This window comes from Geodermatophilus ruber (assembly GCF_900114385.1).
GTDB classification, from domain to species: domain Bacteria; phylum Actinomycetota; class Actinomycetes; order Mycobacteriales; family Geodermatophilaceae; genus Geodermatophilus; species Geodermatophilus ruber.
Genome location: NZ_FOSW01000001.1, coordinates 373,862 through 385,947, shown reverse-complemented (window position 1 = coordinate 385,947; position 12,086 = coordinate 373,862). Strand labels below are relative to the sequence as shown.

Sequence of the window (12,086 nt, the reverse complement as noted above, 5' to 3'; positions counted from 1 at the left end):
TCCCGGAGGCGTCAGCGGACGTCCCGGCCGGCGGCCGGGACGGGGGCGGTGCTGGGCGGGGTGGTGGAGCCGGACAGGCCGGCGGTGACCCGAACTGCTGGACCGTCCACCTGGGCCGGGGTGGGAACGGCGGATCCGGGCAGCGACGCGCTGGCCGCGCCGTAGGCGACGGCGAAGCGCAGCCGCTCGGCGGGCGGGGCGCCCGCGAGGTGGGCGAGCAGGTGGCCCGCGAGGCTGCAGTCGCCGGCGCCGACGGTGCTGCGGACGGCGATCGGCGGGGGCGCGGCCGACCAGACGCCCTCCGCGGAGGACAGCAGCGCGCCCTCCGCGCCGAGGGTCAGCAGCACCTCCGCCACGCCGCGCTCGTGCAGTGTGCCGACGGCGGCCAGCGCGGCGTCCCGATCGGCGACCAGCTCGGCCTCGGGCACCCCGGCCAGCTGGGCGAGCTCCTCGGCGTTGGGCTTGAGCAGGTCGGGCACGGCGTCCGGGCCGGCGGTCAGCAGGGCCAGGAGCGGGGCCTCGGAGGTGTCGACGGCGATCCGCGCGCCGGTGTCCCGCAGCGCGCGGACCAGGTCGGCGTACCAGTCGACCGGGGTGCCCGGGGGCAGCGAGCCGGAGAGGACCACCCAGCGGGCGCCCTGGGCGTACCGGTGCAGGACGGCGGCCAGCGCGGTGCGCGTGTCGGGGTCCAGCGCCGCGCCGGGCTCGTTGAGCTTCGTGGTGGTGCCGTCGGGTTCGGCCAGCGTGTAGTTGGTGCGCACGGGCGTGGTCACCGGCACCGTGGCCAGCGGGAGGCCGAGCCGGTGCAGGGCTGCGACGATCGGGTCGTCGTCGGCCGCCGGCAGCACGGTGACCACGTCCCCACCCGCGGCCGCGATCGCCCGCGCCACGTTGACGCCCTTGCCGCCCGGTTCGGTGGCGCTGGGTGCCAGGCGGACGACACCGCCCCGCTCGAGCGGCCCGGGGAGGGTGAGCGTGCGGTCCAGGCTCGGGTTGGCGGTGAGGGTGACGACCCGCCCGGAGGGCGGCGCGGCCTGGGTGCTCATGCGACCACCACCTCGATGCCGGCGTCCTCGAGGCGCGCGATGTCGGCGGCCGAGGCGTCCCCGTCGGTGACGAGCACGTCGACGTCGGCCGTCGCCGCGAACCGCACGAGGTGTTCGCGCCCCAGCTTGCTGCTGTCGGCGAGCACGACCACGCGCCGGGCTGCGCGGGCCATCGCGCGCTTGACCGAGGCCTCGGCCTCGTCCGGCGTCGTGAACCCGTGCTCGGCGCTGATCCCGTTGGTCCCGAGGAAGGCGACGTCCACGCGCAGCTCGGCCAGCGCGCCCACAGCCGGCTCGCCGACCGCGCACTGGGTGATCCCCCGGACCCGGCCGCCCAGCACGTGGAGGGACAGGCCGGGCGCTCCGGCCAGCCGGGCCGCGATGGGCACGGAGTTCGTCGCCACGAACAGCCGCCGGCCGCCGGGCAGCAGCTCGGCCAGCGTGGCGGTGGTGCTGCCCCCGTCCAGGAGGAGGCTGCCGTCGTTGTCGGGCAGCAGGTCCGCCGCGGCGGCGGCGATCTTCTGCTTCTGCTCGCTGCGCGTCCCGTGCCGCTCGCCCAGGGCCGTCTCGACGAAGGTGAGCGTGCCGGGGGGCACCGCGCCGCCGTGGACCCGGCGCAGCATGCCGGCCCGCTCGAGCAGGGCCAGGTCGCGGCGGACGGTCTCGGTGGTGACCCCGAACCCCTCGGCGAGCGCGGTCACCGCGACCCGGCCGCGGTCGGCGACCAGCCCGGCGATGGCCTGCTGGCGTTCCTCGGCGTACACGGCGGCCCTCCGTCTCGCATGCCTGCCCATGTGGGATTGCATCTGTGTTGGTGTTGTTCTACGTCCGACTGTGTTGACAAGTCAAGAGTTTTTCGTGACGCTGGTCACCGCACGACGCCGTCCGACCGTACGTGTCCCTCTCGGGGCTCTCACCCGACAGCGAGGTCCTCATGTCCGCTCCTGCGTTCGACCCGGCCGCGCCCGTCCCGGCCGGTGGGCCTGCGGTGCTGACCGGCACCCCCGTGGTCCCCGGTGTGGCGTTCGGTCCCGCGGTCCGCCCGGCCGGGGCCGTCCGGCTGCCCGAGGATGACGGATCGGTGGTCGCGGAGGAGGCGCGCGCGGCGGAGGCGGCCCGGTTCGCCGCCGCCGCCGAGGTCGTGGCCGGCCGTCTCGCGCAGCGCGCGGAGGCCGCGACGGGGGTGAGCGCGGAGGTGCTGGCGACCACGGCCGGGCTGGCGCGCGACCGCGGCCTGCTGTCGGCGGTCGAGCAGCAGATCTCCGCCGGTGTGCCGGCGGAGCGGGCGACCGTCCGGGCCGCGCAGCAGTTCGTGGACCTGTTCACCGGCCTGGGTGGGCTCATGGCCGAGCGGGTGACCGACGTCCGCGACATCCGGGACCGGATCGTCGCCGAGCTGACCGGCCAGGAGGAGCCGGGCGTGCCCCGCCCGGAGATCCCCTCCGTTCTGCTGGCCGAGGACCTCGCGCCGGCCGACACCGCCGGCCTCGACGCGGCCCACGTGCTCGGGCTGGTCACCCGGCTGGGCGGCGCCACCAGCCACACGGCGATCATCGCCCGCCAGCTGGGCCTGCCCTGCGTGGTCGGGGTCGAGGGCCTCGAGCGCGTTCCCGCCGGCGCGACGGTCCTGGTGGACGGCGAGCAGGGCACGGTGACCGTCGACCCGGACCCGGAGGAGGCGCACGCCCGCGTCGCCGAGGCCCGCCGTGCCGCCGCGGCGCTGGCCGGCTACCGCGGGCCGGGCAGCACGCGCGACGGCGTCCCGGTCGCGATCCTCGCCAACGTCCAGGACGGCGCCGGTGCGCGGGCCGCGGCCGCGGCGCACGCCGAGGGCGTCGGGCTGCTGCGGACCGAGCTGGCCTTTCTCGGGCGGGCCGCGGAGCCGTCGATCGACGAGCAGGCGCAGGGGTACGCGGAGGTGCTCGCCGCGTTCGAGGGCCGCAAGGTCGTCGTCCGCACGCTGGACGCGGGATCGGACAAGCCGCTGGCCTTCGCCACGGCCCCCGACGAGGCCAACCCGGCGCTCGGGGTGCGCGGGCTGCGCGTCGCCCGCCGCAGCCCCGGCCTGCTGGAGCGGCAGCTGGACGCCATCGCCGAGGCGGCGCGGCGGACCGGGACGCAGCCGTGGGTGATGGCCCCGATGGTGGCCACCGCCCCCGAGGCGGCGGCGTTCGCGGCCCTGGTGCGCGAGCGCGGCCTCGTCCCGGGCGTGATGGTCGAGGTGCCCTCGGCGGCGCTGCTGGCCGACCGCCTGTTCGAGCACGTCGACTTCCTGTCGATCGGCACCAACGACCTCTCGCAGTACACCCTCGCCGCCGACCGGCTCTCCGCCGACCTGGCCGACCTCACCGACCCCTGGCAGCCGGCGCTGCTGGCGCTCGTGGAGGCCACGGCGTCCGCCGGCCAGCGGGCCGAGCGGCCGGTGGGGGTCTGCGGGGAGGCCGCCGCCGACCCGCTGCTGGCCTGCGTCCTCGTCGGCCTGGGGGTCACCTCGCTGTCGTGCGCGGCCTCCTCGGTGGCCGGCGTGGGAGCCCGCCTGGCCACCGCGGACCTGGCGACCTGCCGGCGGGCCGCCGAGGGCGCGCTGGGCGCCGACGACCCGCAGGGGGCCCGGGCGGCCGCGCGGGCGGTGCTGGCCGGCGCGTGAGGCCCGGCAGCGGCGGCAGGCGGTGCGGACGCGGCGGGCGCTCGAGCGCGCCCTGGCCCGCAGCGGCAGCCCGGCGATGCGCGACGAGCTGCTGACGATGGCGAACGCCAGCGACTTCTCCGCTCGCTGAGAAGCGACCCCTCCTGGGCCCTCCTGCGCGCGCGGGGACGCCGAGGAGAGCGTGGACACGGGCGACCCCGGCCTCCTGCGGAGACCGGGGTCGCATGCCGTCCGGGGTCAGTGCAGGCCGTGGACGACGGCGTGGCCCTTGCCGCGGCTCATCAGCCGGCGGTTGACCGGCAGGGTGACGACGAAGGCGACGGCGAGTCCACCGGCGAGCGCGAACCAGAACACCGCGCTGGTGACGCCGGCCTCCATGGCCCCGGGGACCGACACCACGACCGCGTTGTCGACCACCTCCATCACCAGGATCGAGACCGTGTCGGCGGCCAGGGCCACCTGCAGGGCCCGCCGGAACGGCAGGCCGGCGCGCAGCACGCCGCGCATCGTCAGCGCGTAGCCGAAGACGAAGGCCAGGGCCACCGACAGCGCGACGGTGGCCGCGTCGTGCAGCCCGATCGAGGTGCCGATGATCATGCCGAGGATCTCGCCGATGGCGCAGCCGGTGAGGCAGTGCAGCGTGGCGGACGCGGCGGTCGCCCACGAGGTCTTCCCGCCGGTGGCGCCGTGCTGCGGGTGGTGGGAGTGGTCGTGCGCGGTCGCCGTCATCGGGACTCTCCTCGCTCCGCACTGAATACCGTTGATACCCCTGGGGGGTATCAACGACTTCATACCTCGACGCCCTCCCACCGCGCAAGCCCTGTTCGGCAGGAGCCCACCGATCCGCGCCGGCGCGTACCCCGTTCGGGTCGGCTGGCTCAATCGACCAGCTCGGCCTGCCGTTCCACTTCGCGTGAGGACATCGGACCGGCCCTGCGGCGGGCGCGCTCGCGGAGCGGGAGCGTGATGAGCACCCCGGCGGAGCCCCGCGAGACCTCCGGGGTCACGACCGGGCTGCTGCTCGGCTACGTCCGCGCGCAGGGCGGAGACGCCGCGGTCGCGGAGACCCTGCGCCGGGCCGGCGTCCGGCACCGCGCCGAGGACCTCGCCCGACCGTCGTACTGGACCAGCTACGACACCCGGATCCGGTTGTCCGCTGCAGCGACCGAGGTCCTCGGCGACCCCGCCACCATGCTGCGGGTGGGCCGGGAGGCGCTGGCCCACGGGATGAACCCGGCGCTGGTGCTGCTGATCCGGTCCCTGGGCTCACCGCGGCAGGTGTACCGGCAGATCGCCCGCACCGTCGCCACCCTCTTCACCGCCTCGACCGTGGAGACCGTGGCGGCCGGGAGCGGGCGCGCCACGATCCGCGCCACCCTCCTCGAGGGCTATCCCCCCTCGCGCCTGCACTGCGACTGCCTGCAGGGCCTGCTCGGCATGGTGCCCACGGCGTTCGGGTTGCCGCCGGCCGACGTGCGGCACGAGGAGTGCCAGGCCGACGGGCACCCGGCGTGCGTCTTCCGGCTGACCTACGAGCGTCGCGGCCGGCGCTGGCGACGCCGGTCCCCGGACTCAGCACTCGAGCTGCTGGCCCTCCGCGACCAGGTGCGCATCCTGCAGTCCGCGGCCACGGACCTGGTCAGCAGCGGCGATGTCGACACGGCCCTGGAGCGCATCGTGGCCCGCGCCGCCGAGGCCGTCCTCGCACCCGCCCACGTGCTGGCCGTCGCCGATCCGGCCGGTGGCCCGCCCCTCGTCCACGGCTCCGGTCTCCCGCAGGAGCAGGTGGATGCCCTGGCCGCCACCCTGCTCGCCGGGACGGACCCGGGACCCCACGTGATGGCCGTCGACATCACCTCCGCCCGGCGTCATCACGGCCGGCTCGCCGCCGTCTACCGCCCCGGGGACGGCGCGAGCGGCCGGGACCGGGAGATGCTCGCCGCCTACGCCGGCCACGCCGCCGGCGCCCTGGACCTGCTGATCGCACTGGAGTCCTCCCGGGAGGAGGCGCACCGCGCCGGCGCGCTGCTCGCCCTGGCCCACGAACTGGCCCAGGCCGAGGACGCCGCCGCCGTGTGCGCGGTGGTCGCCGAGGCGCTGCCCGCCGTCGTCGGCTCGGACTCCGCCGCGCTGATGCTGTGGAATCCCGCGACCGGCTGCCTGCACCCCACCGCGGTGACCGGGGTGCCCGACGCGGCGCGCGAGCAGCTGCTGGGCAGCGCCATGCCCGCCGAGGACCTCCCCGAGCTGGTCGGCATGCTCGCCGACCGGGAGCCGCTCTTCCTCAGTTCGGCCACCTCCAGCCCGCCGCTGCGCCGGCTGCTCCTCTCGCAGGGGATCACCGACGTGGTGGCCGTACCGCTGCTGGCCGGCCGGGCGTTCCTCGGGGTGGCCACCGCCGCGTGGGCCACCGGCCGGTCGCCGGAGCGGCTGGACGGCGACGCGCTGGCCCGGCTGCGCGGCGTCGGGGACCAGGCGGCCACGGCGCTGCAGAAGGCCCGCCTCCTGGAGACGGTCCGCCACCAGGCGATGCACGACGCGCTCACCGGGCTGCCGAACCGGGTGCTGTTCCTCGACCGCCTGGAGACGGCGCTGGCCGACGTGCCCGCGGACGGCCACGTCGGCGTCCTGTTCTGCGACCTCGACCGGTTCAAGGAGATCAACGACTCCCTCGGTCACGCGGCCGGGGACGAGCTGCTCCGCCAGGTGGCCGCCCGGCTGCGCTCCGCCGTCCGCCCCGGCGACACGGTGGGGCGGCTCAGCGGTGACGAGTTCGCTGTGCTCCTGCCCGTGCTGATCCAGCCCGCGGACGCCGAGCGGGTCGTCGCCCGGGTGCTCGGCTGCTTCGCCGAGACCTTCCGGCTGGACGGGATCGAGGTCACCGTCGGGACCAGCGTCGGGGTCGCCGTGCACAGCGGCGGGCCCGGGGGTGCCGATGCCCTCCTGCGGGCCGCCGACGCCGCGATGTACCGGCACAAGCACGCCGGCCGGCGCGATGGCGAGGGCGCCGGCCGCTGAGCCGCGGGGCTCAGCCGCGCAGGCGGGCGCGCAGCGCCTCCTGCTCGTCCGCACCGAAGCCGTGCTCGGTCAGCCAGCCGAGCGGCCCGCCGTGCCGCTCGTCGAGCAGCGCGAGCAGCCGGTCCATCGTCTCGGCCCGTGGGGTGTGGCTCGCGACGTCGCGCCGCACCATGTCCTCGGCGTAGGTCGGCGAGGCGGCGAGCTTGGCCACCAGCGCGTCGATGACGTCGGCGGTCATGGCGTAGTCGGCCACGATCTCCTCGTGCGGCACGCCGGCCGCGGCGAGGGAGAAGGCCACGACCACGCCGGTGCGGTCCTTGCCGGCCGCGCAGTGCACGACGGCGGCGCCGTCCGCGCCGGCGGCCAGGGCGCGCAGCGCACCCAGGACGTTCTCCGGCCGGTGCGCCAGGTACCCGAGGTAGGAGCGCACCGCCGGGAGCTCCTCGCGGTCGTGCTCGGCGGTCTGCCGGGGGAGCACCGTCTCGACCCAGTCGGCCGGCGGCTCGGGCAGGTCGGCCTCCTCGACGGCGAAGACGTCGGTGTGGTGGCCGCGCTCGGGGAGCAGGCTGAAGTGGCGGTGGGTGACCGCGGGCACCGCGCGCAGCGGGCCGCGCCCCTCGAGCAGGACCTCTGCGGTGGTCCGCAGGTCGATGACCTCGCGCAGCCGCGCGTCCTCAACCAGCCGCCGGACGTCGGCGTCGCTGAGGGTCTGCAGGTTGTCGCTGCGCAGGATGCGGCCGGGCACCGTGGTACCGCCGTCGTGGGTCGGGAGCCCGCCCAGGTCGCGGGTGTTGGTCGTCCCGTCGAGCCGCAACCAGCGGTCCGTGCGCGTGGAGGTCACGCCCCGACCGTACGACCTGCCGACAACGCGACCTCCGGCCCGCCGGTCAGCCCACGAGGAGCCGGTCGCAGACGTCGGTCAGCCGGCTCCGCAGCGCGGCGCCGCGGGCGGCGAACTCCCGCTGCGCCGCGACGTAGTCGGCCCTGCCCTCGGGGGTCTCGATCGCGACCGGCTCGTACCCGTGCGCCCGCAGGTCGTAGGGCGAGGCCCGCATGTCCAGCCCGCGCACGTCGACCGCCAGCTCGAAGCAGTCGGCGAGCAGTTCCCCCGGGACGGCGGGGGAGAGCTTGTAGGCCCACTTGTAGAGGTCCATGGTCGCGTGCAGGCAGCCCGGCTGCTCCAGCGCCGGCTGCGTCTCCCGCGTGGGCTGCACGCGGTTGAGCCCCACGGCGGCCGGGGTGAAGAACCGGAACGCGTCGAAGTGCGTGCAGCGGATCGGGTGACCCTCCACCACCGCGTCGGTGCCGGCCTGCCCGAGACGGAGCGGCAGCGGGTGCCGACGCTCGTCCGCGCGGTAGACCATCGCCCACTCGTGCAGCCCGAAGCAGCCGGTGAAGGGCGCCCGGGACGCGGTGGCCGTCAGCAGATCCCGGACGAACCGCACGGCCTCCCGGCGCTCGGCGAGGTAGGCGGCGGTGTCCAGACGCACCCCGCCGTCGTCGTCGGCCGCGTACCAGCGCCACCCCGCGTGCGGAGCCGGCCCGGCGGACGACGGCGCGAGCGCGGTGCCCGGCCCCGGGTGCCACCGGCGCAGCCGGCTCGGCGTCTCGGAGTAGTAGGTGAAGAGGAAGTCGAGCACCGGGTGGGTCGCCCCGCGGCGGCGGCGCTCGCGGTGCGGCGCCGTCCAGCGCTCGATCCGCTCCTCGTGAGCCGCCGCCCGCGCCGTCCACTCCTCCGCGGGCAGGCGGGTGGGGACGGCGGGCACCCGCCCAGGGTAGGAGGCTCCCGCCTCGGCGTCCCGGAGCCTGCGAGGAGGCCCAGGAGGGGTCCGGTCTCAGTCGGGCTCGTTGCCCGGCCGGACCGCCTCCTCGTCGCGCTGGGCCTCGTCGTCCGTGGTGAGGGTGGTGTCGCGCGTACCGCGGTCGGCGCGGTCCTCGCCGGGTACGCCGCCGACCAGGTTGCCGCTGTCCGGGGCGTCGGAGATCGCGCCCTCGCGGTAACCGGTGGGGTCGGGCTGGCTCATCGGTTCCCTCCTCTCGGGGACGGGTCCGGGTGCCGGGCCCGTTGTCGGGGACGTCGTCGTCCCGAGGCCCATGCCCGCGCTCCCGTCCCGGGAAACGGCCGGCGGCCGCCTCCCGGGTGGGGAGACGGCCGCCGGCCCGACTCACGGTCCTTCGTCAGAAGACGGCCTCGTCGACCTCCATGAGCGCGTTGTCGGTGTTCTCGACGATCACGCGCTCGGCGGTCAGCTTCGGCAGCACCTGGGTGGTGAAGAACCGGGTGGCGGCGAGCTTGCCCTCGTAGAAGGAGCGGTCCTTCTCGCTGACGTCGCCCGCCAGCGCGGCCAGCGCCACCTCCGACTGGCGGATCAACAGCCAGGCGGTGATCAGGTCACCGGCGGCCAGCAGCAGCCGGCTGGTGTTCTGCGCGACCTTGTAGACCGACCGCATGTCCTGCTGAGCCTCGGTGAGGTGGCCGAACATCGCGGTCAGCATGCCCTGGACGTCCTGCAGGGCGGTCGCCAGCAGCGCCCGCTCCTCCTTGAGCCGGCCGTTGCCGGCCTCGGCGTCGATCGTGGCCTGGATCTGGCTCGCCAGCCAGGTCAGGGCGACGCCGCCGTCCTTGACGATCTTCCGGAAGAAGAAGTCCTGGCCCTGGATCGCGGTCGTCCCCTCGTAGAGGGTGTCGATCTTGGAATCGCGGATGTACTGCTCGATCGGGTAGTCCTGCAGGAAGCCCGAGCCGCCCAGGGTCTGCAGCGACTCGGAGGTGAGCAGCTCCGTGGCCCGCTCCGAGCCGTAGCCCTTGACGATCGGCAGCAGCAGGTCGTTGACCCGCTCGGCCAGCGTGGCCTCCTCGCTGTCGCCGGTGCCCTCCGCCTCGGCCTGGACGACCTGGTCGCGGAAGCTCGCCGCGTACAGGTAGAGCGCACGCATGCCCTCGACGTAGGACTTCTGCCGCATCAGCGAGCGGCGGACGTCGGGGTGGTGGGTGATCGTGACCCGCGGCGCGTCCTTGCTGGTCGCGGTCAGGTCGGCGCCCTGTACGCGGTTCTTCGCGTAGTCGAGGGCCACCTGGTAGCCGGCCGACAGCGTGGCGATCGCCTTGGTGCCGACGAACATCCGGGCGTACTCGATGATCTTGAACATCTGCGCGATGCCGTCGTGCACCTCGCCGACCAGCCAGCCCTGGGCCGGCACGGGAGCGTCGCCGAAGGTCACCTCGCAGGTCGTGGAGACCTTGAGGCCCATCTTCTTCTCGACGTTGGTCACGTAGACGCCGTTGCGCTCGCCGAGCTCACCGGTCTCCAGATCCACGTGGAACTTGGGCACGACGAACAGCGACAGCCCCTTGGTGCCGGCCTTCGCGCCCTCGGGGCGGGCCAGCACCAGGTGGATGATGTTGTCGCTCAGGTCGTGCTCGGCCGAGGTGATGAACCGCTTCACGCCGGTGATGTGCCACGAGCCGTCGGCCTGCTGCACCGCCTTGGTGCGGCCGGCGCCGACGTCGGAACCCGCATCGGGCTCGGTGAGCACCATGGTGGCGCCCCAGTCCTTGTCCAGCATGAGCTGGGCCAGCTTCTTCTGCTCCTCGGTGCCGAGGTCGTGCAGCACCTGCGCGAACGCCGGGCCGGAGCCGTACATGAAGACGGCGGGATTCGCGCCCAGGACCATCTCGAAGGCCGCCCAGGCCAGCGTGTTCGGTGCGCCGAAGCCGCCGAACTCCCCCGTGAGGCCCAGGCGGAACCATTCGCCCTCGCTGAGCGAGCGGACCGACTTCTTGAACGACTCGGGCAGCGTCACCGAGTGGGTGGCCGGGTCGAACACGGGCGGGTTGCGGTCGGCGTCGACGAAGGACTCCGCGATCGGGCCCTCGGCGAGCCGGCGGATCTCGGCCAGCACACCGCGCGCGGTCTCGGCGTCCATCTGCTCGAAGGGGCCGGTGCCGAAGCGGTCCTTGGTGTCCAGGAACTCGAAGAGGTTGAACTCGAGGTCCCGGAGGTTGGCGGTGTAATGGCTCATCTGGCTGGGCTCCCGTGCGTGCCGGTCGGAGGGCGAGTCCTACTCGCCGGTAACAAACGTTATTACCGGCGAGTAGCGGGAGCAACACCGCACCCTCGGACACGCCCACCGAGGGTGAGGACCGAGCTCAGCTGCGGCTGCGGCGCGCGCGCCGGGCCAGCCCGGCCAGCCAGACCAGCAGCCCGCCGAGGGCGGCCGCGACGACGAGGGCCAGCACCAGCGGCGCCTGGACGTTGCCGAAGACGAGGCTGATCTCGACGGTCTGGGTGTTGAAGACGACGAACAGCACCAGGAGCACGGTGACGAACAGCAGCAGCGCCAGGGCCAGGGTCCGGCCGATGGCGCGCCCGGCGTGCCGCTCCCGCACCGGCGCCGCGGCGGGTGCGGGCGGAGGGCGAGTCCCCGGGGTGTCGTCGGCGAGCGGACCGGTGACCGGGTCGGGGCTGAACGGCCCGTCGGTGGGGGCGCGGTGCGGATCCGGAGTGGTCACGTCCCCGAGTGTGGGGGGCGGTGGTGTCCTTCGCAGGTCCGTTCGTCCTCAGCGGCGCGCGTCGGGCTCGCTCTCCGCCGGTGGGGAGCCCGGGCCGGTGCTACCGGGGGAGGGGCTGTCCGGGCCGTCCTGCGATCGTCACAGGTAGCCCGGGTCCGGGGCGCGCAGGGAGTCGGTCAGCAGGGCGGTGCCCGCCTCGGGCTGCACGCAGACCCCCTGCACCAGGAGGCGGAGCTGCGCGGGCCGTCGGGTGCGCTCCCGGATGGCACCGGTCAGCTCGATCAGGTCGCGGGGGTCGGCGTAGCGGTGCACCTGGCCCTCCTGCTGGGCGCGCACCCACAGCCCGGCCAGCGCCTCGTCGAACGCGGTCTTCGGGCCCCTGATGGCGGCGGCGGGCAGTCGGCCCACCCGGATGCCGGTGGACTCGATGAAGCCGTGGTCGGCGGAGACCATCCGGGAGAAGGTGTCGAGCAGCAGCACGATGCGGGAGAGCGACCCCTCGCGGGCGAGCGGCCGGCGGGCGAGCCCGTCCATGGTCGCCCAGCGGTGCACCGACACCGCGTCGATGAGGCTGCCCTTGTCCGGGAAGTGCCGGTACAACGTGCTCACCCCGACCTCGGCGCGCTCGGCGATGACCCGGACGCCGACCCCGGGCCCGTCCGCGGCCACTGCGTCTCGCGCAGCACGCAGCAACCGCGAGACGTTCTCCGCCGCATCGCTGCGCGCCATGGCTCCCGCTCCCGTCTCAAAGGCCGCCGTATCAGGGAAGTGGGATGTTAGACACGCATTGTTTCCGCTTTGCTGCATCGGCACGAGCGGCTCCACAGACTCCTCGCACAGACCGTCACCGGCACTCGATCCG

At 75.0% G+C, this 12,086-nt stretch carries 11 protein-coding genes; 2 read left to right on the top strand and 9 right to left on the bottom strand.

Annotated elements, in window-relative coordinates:
* Positions 1-11: 11 nt before the first annotated feature.
* Both BMZ50_RS01975 and BMZ50_RS01970 read right to left on the bottom strand, forming a co-directional pair.
* Positions 12-1,046, bottom strand: coding sequence for a 1-phosphofructokinase family hexose kinase (locus tag BMZ50_RS01975; protein ID WP_091320594.1), 1,035 nt, complete (start codon positions 1,044-1,046; stop codon positions 12-14).
* Positions 1,043-1,810 carry a DeoR/GlpR family DNA-binding transcription regulator gene (locus BMZ50_RS01970; RefSeq protein WP_091320589.1) on the bottom strand — a complete coding sequence of 256 codons (768 nt, stop codon included), beginning with the start codon at positions 1,808-1,810 and terminating at the stop codon, positions 1,043-1,045. Before BMZ50_RS01970 ends, BMZ50_RS01975 begins: the two co-directional genes overlap by 4 nt.
* Positions 1,811-1,980: 170 nt before the next feature.
* On the opposite strand from BMZ50_RS01970, the gene BMZ50_RS01965 reads away from it, so the two are divergent.
* Positions 1,981-3,693, top strand: coding sequence for a putative PEP-binding protein (locus tag BMZ50_RS01965; RefSeq protein ID WP_091321029.1), 1,713 nt, complete (start codon positions 1,981-1,983; stop codon positions 3,691-3,693).
* Positions 3,694-3,930: 237 nt separating this feature from the next.
* Here the strand turns inward: BMZ50_RS01965 and BMZ50_RS01960 are convergent, their stop codons facing one another.
* Complete coding sequence (locus BMZ50_RS01960; RefSeq protein WP_091320586.1) at positions 3,931-4,422, bottom strand: DUF4396 domain-containing protein; 492 nt, start codon at positions 4,420-4,422, stop codon at positions 3,931-3,933.
* Between the two features lie 237 nt (positions 4,423-4,659).
* Between BMZ50_RS01960 and BMZ50_RS01955 the strand changes: the two genes are divergently transcribed.
* Complete coding sequence (locus BMZ50_RS01955) at positions 4,660-6,711, top strand: diguanylate cyclase domain-containing protein (RefSeq protein ID WP_091320582.1); 2,052 nt, start codon at positions 4,660-4,662, stop codon at positions 6,709-6,711.
* Between the two features lie 10 nt (positions 6,712-6,721).
* Here BMZ50_RS01955 and BMZ50_RS01950 read toward each other — a convergent pair whose 3' ends face one another.
* The 6 genes from BMZ50_RS01950 to BMZ50_RS01925 all read right to left on the bottom strand — a co-directional run bounded on the left by BMZ50_RS01950 (position 6,722) and on the right by BMZ50_RS01925 (position 11,953).
* Positions 6,722-7,552, bottom strand: a complete 831-nt coding sequence (locus BMZ50_RS01950; RefSeq protein ID WP_091320578.1) for a tyrosine-protein phosphatase — start codon at positions 7,550-7,552, stop codon at positions 6,722-6,724.
* Positions 7,553-7,598: 46 nt separating this feature from the next.
* Positions 7,599-8,477 carry a 3-methyladenine DNA glycosylase gene (locus BMZ50_RS01945; protein ID WP_091320574.1) on the bottom strand — a complete coding sequence of 293 codons (879 nt, stop codon included), beginning with the start codon at positions 8,475-8,477 and terminating at the stop codon, positions 7,599-7,601.
* Between the two features lie 69 nt (positions 8,478-8,546).
* The gene (locus BMZ50_RS01940) at positions 8,547-8,735 is read right to left on the bottom strand and encodes a hypothetical protein (protein WP_091320570.1); all 189 of its coding nucleotides are present in this window, start codon (positions 8,733-8,735) and stop codon (positions 8,547-8,549) included.
* 154 nt (positions 8,736-8,889) lie between these two features.
* Positions 8,890-10,734 (bottom strand): acyl-CoA dehydrogenase, encoded by a 1,845-nt coding sequence (locus tag BMZ50_RS01935; RefSeq protein ID WP_091320567.1) that lies wholly within the window; start codon positions 10,732-10,734, stop codon positions 8,890-8,892.
* A 127-nt stretch (positions 10,735-10,861) separates the two neighbouring features.
* The gene (locus tag BMZ50_RS01930; protein ID WP_091320564.1) at positions 10,862-11,224 is read right to left on the bottom strand and encodes a lipopolysaccharide assembly protein LapA domain-containing protein; all 363 of its coding nucleotides are present in this window, start codon (positions 11,222-11,224) and stop codon (positions 10,862-10,864) included.
* Positions 11,225-11,362: 138 nt separating this feature from the next.
* Positions 11,363-11,953 (bottom strand): TetR/AcrR family transcriptional regulator, encoded by a 591-nt coding sequence (locus BMZ50_RS01925; RefSeq protein WP_177212594.1) that lies wholly within the window; start codon positions 11,951-11,953, stop codon positions 11,363-11,365.
* Positions 11,954-12,086: the final 133 nt, after the last annotated feature.

Bases quoted from the DNA above. Each gene is read 5' to 3' on its own strand.
- BMZ50_RS01975 (WP_091320594.1), bottom strand. From the start codon at position 1,046: ATGAGCACCCAGGCCGCGCCGCCCTCCGGGCGGGTCGTCACCCTCACC.
- BMZ50_RS01965 (WP_091321029.1), top strand. From the start codon at position 1,981: ATGTCCGCTCCTGCGTTCGACCCGGCCGCGCCCGTCCCGGCCGGTGGG.
- BMZ50_RS01960 (WP_091320586.1), bottom strand. From the start codon at position 4,422: ATGACGGCGACCGCGCACGACCACTCCCACCACCCGCAGCACGGCGCC.
- BMZ50_RS01955 (WP_091320582.1), top strand. From the start codon at position 4,660: ATGAGCACCCCGGCGGAGCCCCGCGAGACCTCCGGGGTCACGACCGGG.
- BMZ50_RS01940 (WP_091320570.1), bottom strand. From the start codon at position 8,735: ATGAGCCAGCCCGACCCCACCGGTTACCGCGAGGGCGCGATCTCCGAC.
- BMZ50_RS01935 (WP_091320567.1), bottom strand. From the start codon at position 10,734: ATGAGCCATTACACCGCCAACCTCCGGGACCTCGAGTTCAACCTCTTC.
- BMZ50_RS01925 (WP_177212594.1), bottom strand. From the start codon at position 11,953: ATGGCGCGCAGCGATGCGGCGGAGAACGTCTCGCGGTTGCTGCGTGCT.